Raw genomic sequence first — 16,632 nt, forward strand, 5'->3', positions numbered from 1 at the left:
ATTTGTGTTGCAGCAATAGTTGCGCGTCCGTAACTTATTTCAGGTGTCCCCGACCGTGAACGCACCCAGCGCAGAAGCGACCGCCGCCGTCATGGCGGAGTTCGCCGAGCGGATCGTGCACACCGAACGACAGAAGGCCGTCGACCACATGGCGGCCGCCGACATCACCGTGTCCCAGATCCGGATCCTGTTCACCCTCCTCCGGGAGGAAGGGATGGCCACCCACGATCTGGCCGCCGAGGTCGGGCTGTCGCTCGCCGCCGTTGTCCGGGCCGTCGACCGTCTGGTCGCGGCCGGACTGGTCGAACGCCGGGAGGATGCGTCCGACCGGCGCGTCAAGCGTCTCTCGCTCACCCCGGGCGGCATCGACATGATGAACGACCAGTTCCGCATGAAGACTGAGAGCGTGGTCGCCATGGCGGGCGCCGTACCGCCGAGCGTCCGCGAACGGCTCGTCTCAGCGATGACCGCCGCACTCGAATACCTCCCCTCGCTGCCCGACTGCCACGGCTGCCGGGTCACCAAGTAGAAGGAATCCCATGACTACCTCCCCACCCCCGGCCGCACCGGTCGCCCGGCCTCTGGACCGCGGCGTCTTCGTGGTCGCCGGCGTCGTCGTCCTCGGCGCCATCATGTCGATCCTGGACGTCACCGTCGTTTCGGTGGCCCAGCCGACGTTCATCCAGACGTTCCACACCACCACCGCCGGCGCCGCCTGGTCGATGACCGGCTACACGCTGGCGCTGGCCGCGGTGATCCCGTTGTCCAGCTGGACGGTCGCGCGCTTCGGCACCAAACGCGTCTACATGACGTCGCTGGTGCTGTTCGTGCTGGGCTCCATCCTGTGCGCCACCGCCGGCAGCATGACCGAGCTGATCATCTACCGGATGATCCAGGGTCTCGGCGGCGGTCTGCTCATGCCCGTCGGCATGATGATCATGACCCGGGCCGCCGGCCCGGATCGCGTCGGTTCAGTGATGGCCGTCCTCGGTATCCCGATGCTGCTCGGCCCCATCGCCGGCCCCATCCTCGGCGGCTGGCTGATCGAAATCGCCAGCTGGCACTGGGTCTTCCTGATCAACATCCCGATCGGCATCATCGCCCTGATCTACGCCTTCTTCGCTCTGAAGGACGATGCGGAGCCGTCGCCCGCCCGCATCGACTTCCTCGGCCTGCTGCTGCTGTCGCCGGGCCTGGCGCTGTTCCTGTACGGCGTCTCGTCGAGTGCCGAGCATCGCACCTTCGCCACTCCGGCGGTGTACGTCCCGATGATCATCGGCGGCGCACTGATCCTGGGCTTCATCTACCACGCACTGCGTTCGAAGAACCCGCTGCTGGATCTGCGACTGTTCAAGAATCCGACCCTGAGGATCGCCGTCATCTCGATGGTGTTCTTCATGATCGCGTTCTTCGGCGCCTCGCTGCTGTACCCGCAGTACTTCATCTCGGTGCGCGGCGAATCCACGCTGGTGGCCGGCCTGTTGCTGGCACCGCAGGGTCTGGGCGCCATGCTGACCATGCCGATCGCCGGCAGGATGACCGACAAGATGGGTCCCGGCAAGTTCGTGCTGTCGGGCCTGGTGCTGATCCTCATCGGCTTCGTCGTGTTCACCCAGTTGAGCACCACCACCCCCTACTGGGTGCTGTGTCTGGCGCTGTTCGTTCAGGGCCTGGGCATGGGTATGACGATGATGCCGATCATGTCGTCGGCGCTGGCCACCCTGCGCCCCAAGCAGGTGCCGGACGGCTCGACGCTGGTGAACGTGATCCAGCAGACCGCGTCGTCGATCGGTACCGCCGTCATCACGGTGATCTTCACCGGCATGCTGACCGTGACCACGCGTGACCTTCTGCAGTCCGCGTCCGCCGCCCCGGATACGTCCGCACCGGTCGATCCGGAGAAGGCCGCCGCCATGCAGCAGGCGTTCGAGACCGCCAGGGTCAACATGGCCGAGTCGTACGGGCACACCTTCTGGGTGGCCGTCGGCCTGATCGCCGTCACCTTCATTCCGGCGTTCTTCCTGCCGCGCACGAAGATCGCCGCAGCCGAGAACGAGGAGTCGGTGGATCTGCCGCCGGCGATGATGCACTGACGCTTCGCCGACATCGCAGAGAACCCTGGGGCTCGTGCCCTAGGGTTCTCTGCTGTGCACAGCGATGTTCCGGTCACCGACCACGGCGGCACCGATAACGGTGTCGGCACCATCCTTCTGCTGCACGGCCTGATGGGACGGGGCCGCACCTGGTCCCGGCAGATCCCCTGGCTGCGCGACTACGGCCGCGTCGTGACCGTCGACGCGGCGTTCCATCGCGGCGCCGACACGGTCGGCCGGCCGTCGCCCGACGAGTTGGCGACCGGACGGTTCGTGGCCGATGTCGCCGAGACGATCACCGCCCTGGATCGCGGGCCGGTGGTGCTGATCGGCCATTCGATGGGCGGCCTTCACGCCTGGTGCACGGCCGCCGAATACCCGGAGCTGGTGTCGGCACTGGTCGTGGAGGACATGGCCCCCGACTTCCGGGGCCAGACCACCGGGCCGTGGCAGCCGTGGTTCGCGACTTGGCCGGACCGGTTCGCCGACCGGGCCGAGGCGGAGGCGATGTTCGGCCCGGTGGCCGGCCGCTACTTCTACGAAGCGTTCGACGACGGCCGGCTGCACGGGTCGATCGCCGTGTGGGGTGCGATCGCCGAGGAGTGGGGCACCCGCGACTTCTGGCCGCAGTGGGAGTCGGTGGCGGTGCCGTCGCTGCTGATCGAGGCGGAGCACACGGTGACGCCGGCCGGGCAGATGGCGGACATGGCCGACCGCAACCCGCACGCGCGGTACCTCCGCGTCCCGGGCGCCGGTCACCTGGTGCACGACGACGCCCCGGACACCTACCGCGGTGCCGTCGAGGCGTTCCTCGCCGCTAGACCCGGTGGTTGAGGAGGCCCCGCTAAACCCGGTGGCTGAGGAGACGCCCGCCAGACCCGGTGATTGACGAGACCCCGCCAAACCCGGTAGTTGAGGAGACCCGCTAGACCCGGTGGTTGAGGAGGCCCGACGAAGGAGGGCCGTCTCGAAACCCCGGTCAGTAAGGTCGGGACTCATGGATGTCCGCAGATCGGTGAATCCCGTCGTGTCGGCCGGTTCGACGGCGCTCGCCCGGCTGAATGCACGCCATCCGTGGAGTCACAACGATGCGTTCATCCCGTGGATTCTGCGGAATCTGCCGGCGGAGAGGCGCACCGCGGTCGACGTCGGATGCGGTCGCGGGGGACTGCTGACCGAACTCGCGCGGGAGTTCGGCGCGGTCACCGGCACGGATGCGGATGCCGCGATGCGCGAGGCCGCGACTCGGTGCACGGCAGGCCTGCCGAACGTCACGATCAGCGCGGCGAACCTCGCCGACTTCGACGGCCCGTTCGATCTGATCACCATGACGGCCGTCCTTCATCATCTGGACACCCCGGACACTCTCGTTCAGGTGAAGCGCCTCCTCGCGCCCGGTGGACGATTCCTGGTGGTGGGGCTGGCCCGCCGGGAGAGTCTCACCGACCATCTGTGGGACTACGCGTCGATGGTCACCAACCCGATCATCGGGTTCATCCGGCATCCGCGACGGGTCCGTGCCGCGGCTCCCACTCCCCCGCCGTTCCCGGTGAAGGATCCCGATCTGACGTTCGCCGAACTGAGGGCTCTGTTCGATGAGTATCTGCCCGGGTCACGGCTCCGGTGGCGCCTCGGTTTCCGCTACACGGCCGAATGGACCAGACCCGCCTGAGTGTCGGAGGCGTGGTGCACGATGTCGGCATGACGTCCTGGGCGGATTTTCATTCCCGATTTCCCGAGCTGGCCGATACCGTCCGGCGGACGTTCGCAGTGGGCAAGCACGCCACGATGGCCACCGTCAGGCGGGACGGTGGTCCACGGATCAGCGGAACGGAAGTCGATTTCGCCGACGACGGGCGGTTGTATCTCGGAATGATGCCCGGCGCGCGGCGCGCGGACGATCTGCGGCGGGACCCACGCGTCGCAGTTCACTGCCCGACCCAGGATCCGCCACCGGACGACCCGGCCGGCTGGCTCGGTGACGGCAAGATCGCTGCCCGCGCCGTCGAGGTGGAGCCGGATCGTTTTCAGTTGGACATCATGCAGGTGGTGTTGACTCGGGTGGCCCCCGGCGCCGAGGAACTGGAGATCACAGTCTGGACCCCGGAGCGTGGTGTGACCGTCACACGCCGCCGTTGATCTTTCACTCCGGCAGGCGGCAGGCGGGGGTTCCGCCCGGCATCCGGTGCCGGTTCCGGGCGACGAGACGATAGGCGGGACGCGCCGCCGAACGGATACCCGGCAACGCCAGCACCCGGCCTGCCACGCGCCAGCCTCCGGTGTCGGCGTGCCGCAGCAGGGCGGCCGCCGCGTCGGCGCCGGAGGTCACATCGTCGCCGTCGAACACCCAGATCGACTGCTCGGCGTCGGCCGTCGACAAGCCCAGGGCCGCAAGGTCGGCACGCTGATACGGGACGGTCGTCACGGGGACGCGCCGGGCGATCCATCGCTCGCACGACGAACAGAAGGCACAGTCCCCGTCGTAGACCAGCAGCAGTCGATCACTCATGGTGTCGAGAGTAGGCCGCATGGGTACTGTCGCGGGTATGGCTGTTGTGAAGATCAATGCGATCCAGGTCCCCGAAGGTCAAGGCGCCGAACTCGAGAAGCGGTTCGCCGCCCGCGCGGGCACCGTCGAAAACCAGCCGGGATTCCTCGGCTTCCAGTTGTTGCGCCCCGTCAAAGGCGACGACCGGTATTTCGTGGTGACGCAATGGGAGGACCAGGCCAGCTTCGACGCGTGGGCAGGCGGGGCCGCCCGCGCAGCTCACGCCGGTAACGGTGACAAGAAGCCCGTCGCGACCGGCGCTGACCTCCTCGAATTCGACGTCGTCCTGGACGTCACCCCGGCCCGCTGAACGCTTAAGTCGTGATTCCGTGTCACCAGGTGACACGGAATCACGGGCTAACCGCCGGACGGCGCCGAACTCGGGGCCGCGGAACTGGGGACCGGCGACGACGGGCCGGGCACGGGCGTCGCGGTGGCGCGGTCGCCGTTCGGGTCGATGGCATCCTGCAGCGTCTGATCGGTGAGCATCTCGATCTGCGAGATCTTCCAGGTACCGCCGTCACGCTCCATGGTGAACGTCATCCGGCTCGGATTAACCTCCACATCCTGCTGCGCCGCGCTGCTCGCCGACTGATTGACGAACAGCAGCACGCGCGCCGTGTTGCGAGTGTTCTCCTCGACCGCGGAGCCTTGATCGGTGATCGTGGAGACCACCTTCTGCGCCTTCGCCTGCTCGACGATGCGCTCACCGACCACGCGCTCCTCGTAGTCCTTCTTCGCCTGCCCGGTGAGCACGCCCATCATGTACTTGGTGTTGCCCTCGATGGTGTCCGGCGTCCACTCGTACATCCGCTTCGCATAGTCGCGAGCCGCCGCCAGCGCACTGTTCCGTGCGCTCTCCACCGACTGCGCCGACCAATACCGCACGCCGAGCACGACCGTCGCCAGCAGGATCGCGGCCAGCAGGACCGGGACTCCTTTCGACAGGCTCAAGGAGCGTAAGGGCGAGCGCACGGAGCGTGACGATGAGCTCGCGGAGCGTGACGACGCGTTCGAGGAGCGTGACGGCTTCACTGCACGAACTCCAGGTTGGTCAGCTTCAAGGCGCCGTTGATCCTCGTCATGTCGACCTTCCACCGGTACGTGAGCAGCACCGGATCGGTGTCGCTGGCCGACTTGTCGACCCAGCCGACCACCATCAGCACGGTGCCCTCGTCGTCGCCGGCCTCACTGACCGCCTCCGCGAGCACCTTCGTCTCCGTCTTCGCGTCACCCTTGCGCACCAGGTCGGCGACCTGCTTCATGTTGTCGCGGAACATCTGCTGCGCCCGGCCGCTCGTCTCCTTCATCGCGAAGTCGTACATCGAGTCGGCGTTGTCCGGATTCAGCGTCATCAGTTTCACGATCGTCGTCTTGGCGAACGACGAGTACTCGGCACGCAGGTCCCGTTCGTGATGCAGGCGTGCGGTCGCGATCACGAAGAACGTGGACGCGGCGATCGCCAGCACCGCGACCACGGCAGCGGCGGTGAACCAGAGGCCGCGCGTGGAGACCGAGACGCCCGAGCGCTTCGGGACGGAGCTCGACTCCTCCTCGCGGTCTCCTTTCGACAGGCTCAAGGAGCGGGAGGACCGCGTCGAGGTGCGGGAGGAGGACGGCGTCGAGGTGCGGGAGGAGGACGGCGTGGAGGAGCCGGCGGACGAAGCCGCGGAGCGGGAGGACCGGGGGGACTTCTTCGCGCGGCGGACGGGACTGGTCTTCTTCACGACCGGGCCGCCGGCCGCCGGCGCCGCGGCGTCCTCGGTGGTGTCGTCGGCGTCGCTCACGACGGCTTCACCGTGCTCGTGATCAGGTCGGTCCATTCGGTCTTCCGGTTCTGCTTCCCGAGACCGGCGTTGTAGGTCTTGCCGTCCGGTCCGATGAAGTCTCCTGACTCCGGATCGTACGTGGTCGCATAGAGGGCGGGATCGGCGTCGTAGGCCTCCGGGGTCCCGGGCACCACGTAGCCGGCGGGCTGGCGCGGGAGGTCGGTGCCGGGCAGCCCGTTCGGGAAGGCGACGTTGTCGCGCGGCGACGCCTTGTAGCCGGTCTTGCATTCGGCCGGTGTCGGCGCACGACGGCCCGGGTATTCGACGCACGGGAAGTTGCGGGCGCCGCGGACCGCCTCCTGGGCGTCCTGCGGCAGGCGGCACAGCATGCCCGACGGCAGGTTCTGCGGGTCCTGCTGATCCGGGAACCGCCACTTGTCGGTGGGCAGGAAGCCGACGGTGCAGGTCGGTGGATCCTGGAAGCCGAGGGTGAAGTTCACGGCCGGTCCGTACCGGTTGGAGCCGTTGTTGATGGACGTGATGAGGGTGGACAGGACGCGCGGATAGAGCACGATCGTCTGCCGCAGGTTGGGCAGGTAGACGGCCATCGTGTGCGCGTCGGTGCGCAGATTCGACACGGCCAGCGGGAACGAGTCGTTCATGTCGGAGAACAGTTTCTGCGCGGCCGCCGCGGTACCCGGCCCCTTGTCGAGGATGCCGACGATGTCGGGCTGCTGGGCACGCAACCGGTCGGTGAAGACCGAGACGTCGTGCGTCCACGAGCGGATCTGGTCGGCGGTGCGGTTCTGTGTCTCGAGGATCGGACCGGTCTGATCGATCAGCGAGATCACGTGGTCGAGGTTCTTGTCGGCCTCGCCGACCAGCAGGGTCATCGAGTCGAGCAGCCGCTGCAGTTGCGGCGCGGTGCCGTCGAACGCCTGGAACGACTCGTCCATCACCTCGCGGAGCCGGGTGTCGTTGACGGCGCTGAGCAGACTGTCGGCCTGGTCGAGCATGGACGAGATCTCCACCGGCATCTCGGTGACGTTCACCGTCGATCCGCCCCGCAGGCGGCCCGAGCCGCCGCCCGCCGGCGGGGTGAACTCGACGTACTGCTCGCCGACCGCGGACACGCTGCGCACCGTCGCCGACGAGCCGGCCGGAATGTGGGTGCCGGAAGAGATGGTGAGCGTCGCGGCGACCCCGCCGGGGGTGAGCTTCATACCGGTCACCTTGCCGACGTCGACGCCGCGCAGGCTGACGTTGGCGTTCTTGTACAGGCCACCGGAGGCCGGCATGTCGAGGGTGACCTTGTAGCTGCCGATCCCGAACATCTGCGGGATGCGGATGTAGAAGACGGCCATCGCGGTCACCGAGATGACGGTGACGATCGCGAACACGATCAGCTGGGCGCGGACGAACGAGGTGATCTTCATCGGCCGCCTCGCTTCGTGCTCGGGGCCGGCTTGTCGCCGTTGGGGTCGAACGGGGCGAGCAGCGGGTCGACCGACTTGCGCGCGTTGCCGCCGGACGAGCCGAGCAGGCCTTCGGGGCCGGTGAGTGCCAGCGACGTCATCATCGACCGGCTCAACCGGTCGGGGGTGAGGTTCAGGACGAGATCGGAGTTGACGTAGTCGCCCTTGACCACGGTGTGGATGGTGTCCTCGATGAACGGGAAGGTCAGCAGGATGCGCAGCGAGTTGGTCAGGGCCGGCCCCGTGCTGGCGAGCTGCCCGAGGAGTTCCCGGAGGTTCGGGACGATCGCCTTGATGTCGTCGCCGTTCTTCTTCATCACCTGATTGGCGGTGTCCGACAGCTTGCCGACCGAGTCGAGCGCGGACACCAGGTTCTGGCGTTCGTTCACCATCAGCTGCAGGATCTGCGGTCCGGAGGTGAGTGCCTTCTGTACGACCGGCGTCTGGTCGTTGATCTCCGCGGTCAGCCGGTCGAGTCCGTCGGTGGCGGCGATGATGTCGTCGGTCTGCTTGTCCAGATCGGTCATCAGCGTGTTCAGGCGCGGAATCAGGTCGTCGAGGACGTCGGCGCGGCCGCCGACAACGCCGTCCAGTTCGTGCACGATGTCGCCGACCTGGGACAGGCCGCCGCCGTTGAGCACCACCGACAGCGAACTCAGCACCTGCTCGGTGGTCGGGTAGCGGCAGGGGTCGACGTGCTGCGCTTCGTTGAGGTCCGGCTGGGCGGGCCCCGACGGGGCGGCGATGTTCTGCTGGTCGGGGCAGTTGGGCAGTGCGAGCGCACCGCCGTCGCCGATATAGCGGCCGTTCGTCTTGTCCGGCGGCACGATCTCCAGGTGCGACGACCCGAGGACGCTGGTCATGCCGATCATGGCGTGCGATCCTTCAGGCACTTTGGTGCCCGGATCGAGTTGCACGGTGACGAGGGCGTTCCAGTCGTCGACTTTGATGTCGGCGACACTGCCGACGGTGGTGTCGGCGATCATCACCGGGGCGTTCCGCACCAGTCCGGCGGCCGAAGGGATGCGGGCGGTGAGCCGGAACGAACCCTTGCCGGTGCCCTGGGCGCCGATGCCGGACAGGTCGGCGGCGACGTCGACGCCGCAGCCCGTCAGGGCCGGCACCAGAGTCAGGACCATCGCGAGCAGTGCGGCCACGCCGCGGCGTCCAGCCATCAGTGTCCACCCCCGAACGGCAGCAGCATCTTGGTCAGCGGATCCTCGGCGATCGGCTTGGTGCTGGCGACGTCACGGTCCTTCACGCCCGCCTGGGCGCGGTCGCGGACGTCGTCGTTCTGGTAGGTGATCATGTCCTGCGTGGCGGTCCGGCCGATCACCGGATTGGACATGAACGGCGGGAAGTTGACGGCCAGATCTTTGATGATCGGTGCCATCAGGTCGACGCACTTCTCCACCTCGTGGTCGGTGTCCATCGGACGATCGGTCGAGGCCAGCGAACCGCACAGCAGGGTGATCAGATTGTTGCCCATGCCGAGACCGAAGACGCCGTCCAGTGACGCGGTCAGCGGGTTGTAGATGTTGTAGAAGTTGGCGAGCTGATTGGGCGCCGAGTGCAGCAGACCGCGCAGCCCCTCGTCCTTCTTCTTCAGGGTGCCGGTGAACTGGGCGAGCCGCGACATGGTGCCGGAGACGGCGGCGTCGTTCTTGTTCAGGAAGCCCTGCAGGTCGCCGACCGCCTCGTCGAGGTTGGTCATCGCATCGCCGAGTTCGGTGTCGCTGCCGGCCAGCACATCGCTGACCGACGCCATGCGGCCGTTGAATTCGACCAGTTGCTCGTGGTTCTGGGACAGCAGGCCGGTGAGCTTCTGCAGGCTGCGGACGGTGGCGAACAGGTCGTCCCGGTTGTCGGAGATGGTGCCCATCACGTCGGACATCTCGGAGATCGACCGGGCGATCGCGGCGCCGTTTCCGTCGAGATTGTCGGCGGCCGTGTCGATCAGGTCGGCGGCGCCGCCCTGCGTGCCGCTCTTCGGACCGAGGGCATCGCTGAGCTGGGTGAGCTGCTTCTTGACGTCGTCCCAGTCGACGGGCACCGCGGTGCGTTCCATCGGGATGTCGGCGCCGTCGGCCATCTCGGGGCCGGTGCTGTAGACGGGGGTCAGCTGCACGAAGCGCCCGGACACCAGGGACTGCGCGACGATCACGGCGCGGGCATCGGCGGGGATCGGGGTGCTCTTGTCGACGTGCATGACGACCTTCACGTCCCCGTCCCGCGGAGTGATCTCGTCGACCTTGCCGACGTTCACCCCGATCACCTTCACCGGCGACCCCTTGTAGAGGCCGGTGGTCTGCGGGAAGTAGGCGGTGAGGGTGCGGTGCGTGGCCCGCTGCAACGCCAGGTTCACCACGGCGGCCACCGACACCGCCACCAGCAGCGCGGCGATCAGGGCGATCGCGCGCTTGGGGAAACTGGCGGCCCGGAAACGGTGCATCGGCGAGGCCATCAGCCTTCACCTCCCGGCACGCGGGTGGCCGGCCCGGTCGACGTCTTCGGGGTGGACGTCTGCGGGGTCGGCGGGCTGTGGCTGGGCGTCGGGCGCGCCACGTCGGGGGCGTCGGCGTTCGGCGCCTGCGACCAGGCGTTGGGGGCGAGCGGGAAGCCGCCGTAGTCGAGGAAGTAGCGGGCCGCCTCCGGATACTTCTGCTGCAGGATCCGCAGGAAGGTGCCCATGTAGTCGCCCCAGGTGGGCAGGCCGACGAGCGACGAGAAGTACGGACCGTTGCTGACGGCCTCGCCGAGGATGTTGGCGTAGGGACCGAGGTTGTCGATGGCGTCGGAGAAGTTCTTCTCGTTGTCGTTGAGGATGTCGAGGACGCGGTTGAACTTGTCGAGCACCGGGGTCAGCTGGGCGTCGTTGTCGTCGACGAAACCGGACAGTTCGGCGCTCACATCACGGGTCCCGGTGATCAGCTGTGCGATCGCCGCGCGGCGGGTCTGGAGTTCCCCCATGAGCGCGTTGGCGTCGACCAGCATCTGCTGGATCTGTTTGCTGCGGCCACCGATGATGTCGGTGACGCCGCGCGCCCGGTCGAGGAGGTCGTTCAGGGCGTTGTCGCGGTCGGCGATGGTCTTGGACAGGTCGCCGATGCCGTCGACGGCCGCCTTCACGTTCGGCGGGGTCTTCGAGAACGCGTCGGAGAGCGTGTCGAGCGCGTCGTCGAGCTGACCGGTGTCGGTCTTGGCGAGCGTCGAGACCGAATCGTCGAGCATGTCGGTCAGCGAGTACGGCGAAGTGGTCTGGTCGACCGGGATCACGCCGCCGAGGGCGAGCCGGCCGTCGCCGATCGGGGTCAGCGACAGGTTGCGCCGGCCCAGGACGGTCTCCGTCTTGATCGCCGCCCGCGTCCGGTCCCCCATCTCGATGGTGTCGTTGATCCGGAACCGCACCTTGGCTTTGAGACCGTCGCGGGTCTTGTCGAGCGAGATCTTCTCCACCTTGCCGACGTTGACGCCGGCCACGCTGACGTCGTTGCCGACGGCGAGGCCGCCCGCGTCGTCGAAGTAGACGTCGTAGCGGCTGACCTGGGAGACGATCGGCAGCCGGTCGATCTGCAGCGCGGACAGCACGAGGGCGACGGTCAGGACGGTGCCGATGATGCCCATGGAGACGCGGGAGCGGTTCATGGCGAGCACCTCCCGCCGGCTTTCGTCTTGTCGCCCATCGCGTCGATGGCGGTGAAGTAGTACTGCGAGTCGCCGGGGCCGGGCAGGATCAGCCGGATCCGGCAGAAGTAGATCTGCAGCCAGGCGCCGTAGCTGCCCAGGTTGGACAGGGTCTTGAAGTCGCCGGGCAGGTTGCCGAGCAGCGTGCGCAGGAAGTCCTCGGACTGCAGGGCCTGATCGGAGGTCTGGCCGAGGGAGGTGAGCGACTGTTTGATGTCCGGACGGGTGGTGCCGAGCAGGTCGGCCAGCCGGGTGGTGGCGCTGGAGGTCTGCCCGATCGACTCGCCGATGATCGACCGGTCGTCCGAGAGCCCGGACACCAGCTGCTGCAGGAGGTCCACGCTGTGGTCCAGCCCGGCGTGATCGTTCTGCAGGGTGCCGAGGGTGGTGTTGAGGTTGTCGATCACCGATCCGATGAGGGCGTCGCGGTCGGCGAGCTGACCGGTGAACGAGGCGGTGTGCTGCAGCAGCGTGTTGAGTGCGCCCGACTGCCCCTGGAACACCGCGATGAGCGCGGCGGACAGGTCGTTGACCTCGTTCGCCTTCAGCGTGCGGAACAGGGGTTTGAATCCGCCCAGCAGGTGGTCCAGGTCGAGGGCGGGTTCGGTCGCGGACTCGGGGATCTGCGCGCCGGGCGGCAGATAGTCGTGGATCGGTCCGTCACCGGGTTCCAGGGCGAGGTAGCGGTCGCCGGTCAGGTTCTCGTACCGGATCAGGGCGTGGACGGTCTTGGGGAGGCGGAAGGTGTCGTCGACGCTGAAGTCGACCTTCGCCTTGTTGTCGCGGGTGAGGCCGATGTGGTGGACGGTGCCGACGTTGACGCCGGCGATCTGGACGCGGCTGCCGTTCTTCATCTGGGAGGCGCTGCTGAAGATCGCCGAGTACCTGTCCGTGGCACCCGGCTGGTAGCGGCTGAAGACCAGGAACAGTCCGGTCATCACCACCAGCATCACCACCACGAAGGTGGCGAGCTTGATGATGGTGGCGCGGTAGGCGCGTTCACGTTTGGCGACGGCGTTCTCGATCGCCTGTTCTCGGGTGTCAGCCACGGGCCGGCCCTCCGAACAGCAGATTGAACAGCTTGAACGGCTGCACCTTCGGCTCGGTGCGCGGCTGGTACGGCTGTTCCGCGTTGTCGATGACGTGGAACTTGACCGGCGTCTTGGCGTCGATGTCGGAGAGACCGCCCTCGCAGGTGGGCGGACCGTCGCCGCGGACGGCGGGCAGATCCTGCGGGTAGCGGTACGGGTCCTGGCCGGGGATCAGGCCGGCGTCCAGGAGGAGCATGCCGTTGCGTCCGCCGAGGAGCGGGCGGGCGACATCGGTGGCGTCGGAGGCGGCGGTGATGAAGCACCGCAGGCCGGGTGCCTGCCGTCCGAGCAGCGACGTCACCGGGTGCAGGTCGGTCAGGGTGGACATCAGATCGTCCTTGGACCGGCCGAGCACGCCGCCGGCGGTGTTGCCCATGCCGGTGACGTTGATGAGCAGGGCGTCCAGTCCGGGACTGTGGGCGACCAGGGTGTCGCCGACGGTGGTGGCGCCGTCGAGGATCCGGGTGAGGTCGGGCATGGCGTCGGCGTAGACGTCGGTGGCGCCGGCCGCCTGTTCGAGCAGGTCGTTGAGCTGGGGCAGATGCTTGTTGGTGACTCCGAGGATTCCGGTGAGCTGCTCGAGCGCCTGTCCGATCGCCTCGCCCCGCCCGGAGAGTGCACCGTCGACCGCACCGAGGATGGTGGACGTCTTGTCCGGCTCGGTCTGCGCGAGGACGTTCACGAGCTGCTGGTAGACGGTGTTGAGTTCGACCACCACGTGGTCGGCGGTGATGGTGGCGCCGGGGCGCAGCGTGCCTTGCGCGCCGTCGGACGGGACGACGAGGTTGACGGCCTTGGCGCCGAACACGGTGTTCGATTTGATGTCGGCGCGAACGTTGGCGGGAATCAGCGGCAGGTCGTCGGTGTCGATGTGCAGGGTCAGTCTCGCGTGGTCGCCGTTCTGCTCGATGCTGGCGACCTTGCCGACCTGTACGCCCCGCAGCTTCACCTTCGCGTCGGGGTTCATCACCAGGCCGGCGCGCGGGGCGTCGAGGGTGACGGTGCGGGTGTTGTCGAACCAGCCGAGGAACCGTCCGCCGGCGACGCCGACGATCAGCACGAGTCCGCCGACCATGATGACGGCGGCGAGCTTGCGGACCCAGTCCGGTCGAGTTTGACGCATCCCTCAGCCCGCCAGGTTGAAGTTGCCGTCCGCACCGTAGATGGCGAGGGAGGTGATCAGGGTGACGACGACGACCACGACCAGTGAGGCGCGCACGGCGTTGCCGACGGCCACACCGACGCCGACCGGTCCGCCCGAGGTGGTGAAGCCGTAATAGGTGTGGATCAGCATGACGGCGATCGCCATGACGATGGCCTGCACGAACGACCACAGGATGTCGGTCGGGATGAGGAACGTCGAGAAGTAGTGGTCGTACACGCCGGAGGACTGGCCGTACAGCACGACGGTCGCGAACCGGCTGGCCAGGAAGGAGGCGAGTGCGGCCAGCGAGTACAGGGGAATGATGGCGACCATGCCCGCCACGATGCGGGTGCTCACCAGATAGGGCACCGATTTGATGGCCATCACTTCGAGGGCGTCGATCTCTTCGCTGACGCGCATGGCCCCGAGCTGGGCGGTGGCACCGGCGCCGATGGTGGCGGCGAGAGCGATGCCGGCGATCACCGGAACGGCGATGCGCACGTTGATGAAGGCGGAGAAGAAGCCGGTGAGTGCTTCGACGCCGATGTCCGACAGGGAGCTGTAGCCCTGGACGGCGATGGTGCCGCCGGTGAACAGGGTCATGAAGCCGACCACCATGACGGTGCCGCCGATCATCGCGAGCGCGCCGGTGCCCATGGAGATCTCGGCGATCAGCCGCAGCGTCTCCTTCTTGTACCCGGCGAGGGCGCGCGGGATGTTGGCGATCGAGTCCCAGTAGAAGAGCGCCTGATCGCCGACGCGGTTCCAGTCCTCGCTCGCGTCGTGCAGGGCGACGCGTCCGGGGTTGGGCTCGGTTTCGTGGTGGCGGCTCATGTCATCCCGCCGTCAGTTTCACACCGACCGCCGTCACGACGACGTTGACCACGAACAGGGCCATGAACGAGTAGACGACGGTCTCGTTGACGGCGTCGCCGACGCCTTTCGCGCCGCCGCGGACGTGCAGTCCGCGGTAGCAGGCGACGAGTCCGGCGAACAGTCCGAACAGGCCGGCTTTGACCATCGAGATGATGAGTTCCGGTGTGCCGGTGAGGAGGGTCAGATTCGCGATGAACGCACCCGGGTTCACGTCCTGCAGGTACACCGAGAAGACGAAGCCGCCGGCGATGCCGATAGTGCACACCAGGCTGTTGAGGAGCAGGGCGACGCCGGTCGAGGCGAGGACACGCGGCACGACGAGGCGGTGGATCGGGTTGATGCCGAGCACCCGCATGGCGTCGATCTCTTCACGGATGGTGCGGGCGCCCAGGTCCGCGCAGATGGCGGTGGCGCCGGCTCCGGCCACGATCAGGACGGTGACGATGGGGCCGATCTGGGTGATGGTGCCGAGGGCGGCGCCGGCTCCCGACAGGTTCTGGACGCCGATCTCACGCAGGAGGATGTTGAGCGTGAAGCTCACCAGAACGGTGAACGGGATGGCGACCAGCAGGGTAGGAACCAGCGAGACGCGGGCGATCGCCCACGACTGTTCGATGGTTTCGCGCCCCTGAAAAGGCCGGCGGAAAAGCTCCCTCGCCGACTCGGCGGCGAGAGCGACGAAGTCCCCCACTCCCCCCATCGGCGCGGCGAGCCGGTCCAGCACATCCCCTCCTGAGTCTGTGCAGGGAAAACTACCACCACGTGCACTGATGGATGAACCGGCAGGTCGGCGCGGCGGATTACGTCCCGTTTGCCCGGCCATTGAGATGGGTTCGGCTATTCGTCCCAGTCGCGTGGATCCGGGCCGCCGGATCGGCCGACGTCAGCCGCTGAACGGCAGCAGCGCCATCTCCCGGGCGTTGCGGACCGCGGTGGCCAGCTGTCGCTGTTGCTGGGGGTTCAGGCCGGTGACCGAGCGGGACCGGATGCGGCCGCGGTCGGACAGGAACCTGCGCAGCGTCGCGGTGTCCTTGTAGTCGAAGACGAAGTCCGCGGGGACCGGGTTCGGCTTCTTGCGGGCGGGGCCGTCGCGCTTGGTCTTGCGGCCCGAGCCGCCCTTCTTGGTGCCGGTTGCCATCACCAGCTCGCTTTCTGGATGCCGGGGAGTTCGCCCTTGTGGGCCATCTCCCGGAAACGGACACGGGACAGGCCCGCTTTGCGGAGGTAGCCGCGGGGGCGGCCGTCAACGGAGTCGCGGTTGCGCAGCCGTGTGGGGCTGGCGTCGCGCGGCTGACGGTTCAGTTCGGACTGGGCCGCCTGCCGGTCGGCCGGCGAGGTCGCCGGGTTGCGGATGATCTCTTTCAGCTCGGCACGGCGCTCGGCGTAGCGGGCGACGATCACCTCGCGCTGCGCCTGCTTGGCGATCTTGGATTTCTTGGCCATGGGGTTCTCCTCAGCGGTCTTCGCGGAATTCGACGTGCCGTTTGACGACGGGGTCGTACTTCTTGAGGACCAGGCGGTCGGGGTCGTTGCGGCGGTTCTTGCGCGTCACGTACGTGTAGCCGGTGCCGGCGGTCGACCTCATCTTGACGATCGGACGGATGTCGGTGCTCTTACCCATCAGAACTTCTCTCCTCGTGCGGCCAGGCGCGCCATGACGGCGTCGATGCCGTCGCGGTCGATGGTCTTGATCCCGTCGGTGCTGACCCGCAGGGTGACCTTGCGGCCGAGGCTGGGCACCCAGTAGGTGCGCTTCTGGATGTTCGGGCGCCACTGGCGGCTGGTCCGGCGGTGCGAATGCGAGACCTGCTTCCCGAAGCCCGGCACCTTCCCGGTGACCTGGCATCGTGCCGACATATTCCTGACTCCTTATTGGTACTGATTCGCATTAAGACGTTGAGGGACGCTACAGTACGAATCCAGATTTCGAAAATCGTTCTCGTTAGCGAGAC

Annotated in this window: 21 protein-coding genes; 6 read left to right on the plus strand and 15 right to left on the minus strand. The window is 67.5% G+C overall.

The features are described 5' to 3' along the window. The first annotated feature begins 43 nt into the window (after positions 1 to 43). From QM774_RS09085 to QM774_RS09105, 5 genes are all read left to right on the plus strand, one after another. Positions 44 to 529 carry a MarR family winged helix-turn-helix transcriptional regulator gene (locus tag QM774_RS09085; RefSeq protein WP_414975568.1) on the plus strand — a complete coding sequence of 162 codons (486 nt, stop codon included), beginning with the start codon at positions 44 to 46 and terminating at the stop codon, positions 527 to 529. A 10-nt stretch (positions 530 to 539) separates the two neighbouring features. After that, the gene (locus QM774_RS09090) at positions 540 to 2,093 is read left to right on the plus strand and encodes a DHA2 family efflux MFS transporter permease subunit (protein WP_414975569.1); all 1,554 of its coding nucleotides are present in this window, start codon (positions 540 to 542) and stop codon (positions 2,091 to 2,093) included. A gap of 54 nt (positions 2,094 to 2,147) precedes the next feature. Continuing rightward, complete coding sequence (locus QM774_RS09095) at positions 2,148 to 2,927, plus strand: alpha/beta fold hydrolase (RefSeq protein ID WP_414975570.1); 780 nt, start codon at positions 2,148 to 2,150, stop codon at positions 2,925 to 2,927. Between the two features lie 163 nt (positions 2,928 to 3,090). Continuing rightward, positions 3,091 to 3,765: a class I SAM-dependent methyltransferase gene (locus QM774_RS09100; RefSeq protein WP_414975571.1), complete on the plus strand. Its 675-nt coding sequence runs from the start codon at positions 3,091 to 3,093 to the stop codon at positions 3,763 to 3,765. An 11-nt stretch (positions 3,766 to 3,776) separates the two neighbouring features. Beyond that, the gene (locus QM774_RS09105; RefSeq protein WP_414975572.1) at positions 3,777 to 4,232 is read left to right on the plus strand and encodes a pyridoxamine 5'-phosphate oxidase family protein; all 456 of its coding nucleotides are present in this window, start codon (positions 3,777 to 3,779) and stop codon (positions 4,230 to 4,232) included. Between the two features lie 4 nt (positions 4,233 to 4,236). Here QM774_RS09105 and QM774_RS09110 read toward each other — a convergent pair whose 3' ends face one another. Continuing rightward, complete coding sequence (locus QM774_RS09110) at positions 4,237 to 4,602, minus strand: thiol-disulfide oxidoreductase DCC family protein (RefSeq protein WP_414975573.1); 366 nt, start codon at positions 4,600 to 4,602, stop codon at positions 4,237 to 4,239. A gap of 37 nt (positions 4,603 to 4,639) precedes the next feature. Here QM774_RS09110 and QM774_RS09115 point away from each other — a divergent pair, with 37 nt between their 5' ends. Then, positions 4,640 to 4,951 (plus strand): antibiotic biosynthesis monooxygenase family protein, encoded by a 312-nt coding sequence (locus QM774_RS09115; protein WP_414975574.1) that lies wholly within the window; start codon positions 4,640 to 4,642, stop codon positions 4,949 to 4,951. Positions 4,952 to 4,998: 47 nt separating this feature from the next. On the opposite strand, the gene QM774_RS09120 is transcribed toward QM774_RS09115, so the two are convergent. From QM774_RS09120 to rpmB, 14 genes are all read right to left on the minus strand, one after another. Next, positions 4,999 to 5,595 carry a hypothetical protein gene (locus QM774_RS09120; protein ID WP_414975575.1) on the minus strand — a complete coding sequence of 199 codons (597 nt, stop codon included), beginning with the start codon at positions 5,593 to 5,595 and terminating at the stop codon, positions 4,999 to 5,001. Positions 5,596 to 5,672: 77 nt separating this feature from the next. Continuing rightward, complete coding sequence (locus QM774_RS09125) at positions 5,673 to 6,428, minus strand: hypothetical protein (RefSeq protein ID WP_414975576.1); 756 nt, start codon at positions 6,426 to 6,428, stop codon at positions 5,673 to 5,675. Further along, a complete protein-coding gene (locus QM774_RS09130; protein WP_414975577.1) occupies positions 6,425 to 7,846 on the minus strand; it encodes an MCE family protein in 1,422 nt (473 codons plus the stop codon). Before QM774_RS09130 ends, QM774_RS09125 begins: the two co-directional genes overlap by 4 nt. Further along, a complete protein-coding gene (locus QM774_RS09135; protein WP_414975578.1) occupies positions 7,843 to 9,060 on the minus strand; it encodes an MlaD family protein in 1,218 nt (405 codons plus the stop codon). The genes QM774_RS09130 and QM774_RS09135 overlap by 4 nt, the downstream gene beginning before the upstream one ends. Beyond that, positions 9,060 to 10,349, minus strand: coding sequence for an MCE family protein (locus tag QM774_RS09140; RefSeq protein WP_414975579.1), 1,290 nt, complete (start codon positions 10,347 to 10,349; stop codon positions 9,060 to 9,062). Before QM774_RS09140 ends, QM774_RS09135 begins: the two co-directional genes overlap by 1 nt. Beyond that, positions 10,349 to 11,530, minus strand: coding sequence for an MCE family protein (locus QM774_RS09145; RefSeq protein ID WP_414975580.1), 1,182 nt, complete (start codon positions 11,528 to 11,530; stop codon positions 10,349 to 10,351). Before QM774_RS09145 ends, QM774_RS09140 begins: the two co-directional genes overlap by 1 nt. Next, entirely contained in the window at positions 11,527 to 12,618 is a 1,092-nt protein-coding gene (locus QM774_RS09150; protein WP_414975581.1) for an MCE family protein, read from the minus strand. The genes QM774_RS09145 and QM774_RS09150 overlap by 4 nt, the downstream gene beginning before the upstream one ends. Then, positions 12,611 to 13,783 (minus strand): MCE family protein, encoded by a 1,173-nt coding sequence (locus QM774_RS09155; RefSeq protein ID WP_414975582.1) that lies wholly within the window; start codon positions 13,781 to 13,783, stop codon positions 12,611 to 12,613. The genes QM774_RS09150 and QM774_RS09155 overlap by 8 nt, the downstream gene beginning before the upstream one ends. A 3-nt stretch (positions 13,784 to 13,786) precedes the next feature. Then, positions 13,787 to 14,638, minus strand: a complete 852-nt coding sequence (locus tag QM774_RS09160; RefSeq protein ID WP_414975583.1) for an ABC transporter permease — start codon at positions 14,636 to 14,638, stop codon at positions 13,787 to 13,789. 1 nt (position 14,639) lies between these two features. Further along, positions 14,640 to 15,404, minus strand: a complete 765-nt coding sequence (locus QM774_RS09165; protein ID WP_414975584.1) for an MlaE family ABC transporter permease — start codon at positions 15,402 to 15,404, stop codon at positions 14,640 to 14,642. Between the two features lie 159 nt (positions 15,405 to 15,563). Beyond that, positions 15,564 to 15,818 (minus strand): 30S ribosomal protein S18, encoded by a 255-nt coding sequence (gene rpsR / locus QM774_RS09170; RefSeq protein ID WP_414975585.1) that lies wholly within the window; start codon positions 15,816 to 15,818, stop codon positions 15,564 to 15,566. Next, positions 15,818 to 16,123, minus strand: a complete 306-nt coding sequence (rpsN, locus tag QM774_RS09175) for a 30S ribosomal protein S14 (protein WP_414975586.1) — start codon at positions 16,121 to 16,123, stop codon at positions 15,818 to 15,820. The genes rpsR and rpsN overlap by 1 nt, the downstream gene beginning before the upstream one ends. Before the next feature lie 10 nt (positions 16,124 to 16,133). Then, on the minus strand, positions 16,134 to 16,304 hold the full coding sequence (rpmG, locus tag QM774_RS09180; protein WP_414976629.1) for a 50S ribosomal protein L33: 171 nt from the start codon (positions 16,302 to 16,304) through the stop codon (positions 16,134 to 16,136). Beyond that, positions 16,301 to 16,537 (minus strand): 50S ribosomal protein L28, encoded by a 237-nt coding sequence (gene rpmB, locus QM774_RS09185; protein ID WP_414975587.1) that lies wholly within the window; start codon positions 16,535 to 16,537, stop codon positions 16,301 to 16,303. The genes rpmG and rpmB overlap by 4 nt, the downstream gene beginning before the upstream one ends. Positions 16,538 to 16,632 lie beyond the last annotated feature (95 nt).

The organism is Gordonia sp. (in: high G+C Gram-positive bacteria) (assembly GCF_047600565.1).
Classification (GTDB): Bacteria; Actinomycetota; Actinomycetes; order Mycobacteriales; family Mycobacteriaceae; genus Gordonia.

What these genes read in the sequence shown, in the direction of transcription:
- QM774_RS09090 (WP_414975569.1), top strand. Translation starts at nt 540, where the DNA reads ATGACTACCTCCCCACCCCCGGCCGCACCGGTCGCCCGGCCTCTGGAC.
- QM774_RS09100 (WP_414975571.1), top strand. Translation starts at nt 3,091, where the DNA reads ATGGATGTCCGCAGATCGGTGAATCCCGTCGTGTCGGCCGGTTCGACG.
- QM774_RS09110 (WP_414975573.1), bottom strand. Translation starts at nt 4,602, where the DNA reads ATGAGTGATCGACTGCTGCTGGTCTACGACGGGGACTGTGCCTTCTGT.
- QM774_RS09115 (WP_414975574.1), top strand. Translation starts at nt 4,640, where the DNA reads ATGGCTGTTGTGAAGATCAATGCGATCCAGGTCCCCGAAGGTCAAGGC.
- QM774_RS09130 (WP_414975577.1), bottom strand. Translation starts at nt 7,846, where the DNA reads ATGAAGATCACCTCGTTCGTCCGCGCCCAGCTGATCGTGTTCGCGATC.
- QM774_RS09135 (WP_414975578.1), bottom strand. Translation starts at nt 9,060, where the DNA reads ATGGCTGGACGCCGCGGCGTGGCCGCACTGCTCGCGATGGTCCTGACT.
- QM774_RS09140 (WP_414975579.1), bottom strand. Translation starts at nt 10,349, where the DNA reads ATGGCCTCGCCGATGCACCGTTTCCGGGCCGCCAGTTTCCCCAAGCGC.
- QM774_RS09145 (WP_414975580.1), bottom strand. Translation starts at nt 11,530, where the DNA reads ATGAACCGCTCCCGCGTCTCCATGGGCATCATCGGCACCGTCCTGACC.
- QM774_RS09155 (WP_414975582.1), bottom strand. Translation starts at nt 13,783, where the DNA reads ATGCGTCAAACTCGACCGGACTGGGTCCGCAAGCTCGCCGCCGTCATC.
- QM774_RS09160 (WP_414975583.1), bottom strand. Translation starts at nt 14,638, where the DNA reads ATGAGCCGCCACCACGAAACCGAGCCCAACCCCGGACGCGTCGCCCTG.
- rpsR (WP_414975585.1), bottom strand. Translation starts at nt 15,818, where the DNA reads ATGGCAACCGGCACCAAGAAGGGCGGCTCGGGCCGCAAGACCAAGCGC.
- rpsN (WP_414975586.1), bottom strand. Translation starts at nt 16,123, where the DNA reads ATGGCCAAGAAATCCAAGATCGCCAAGCAGGCGCAGCGCGAGGTGATC.
- rpmB (WP_414975587.1), bottom strand. Translation starts at nt 16,537, where the DNA reads ATGTCGGCACGATGCCAGGTCACCGGGAAGGTGCCGGGCTTCGGGAAG.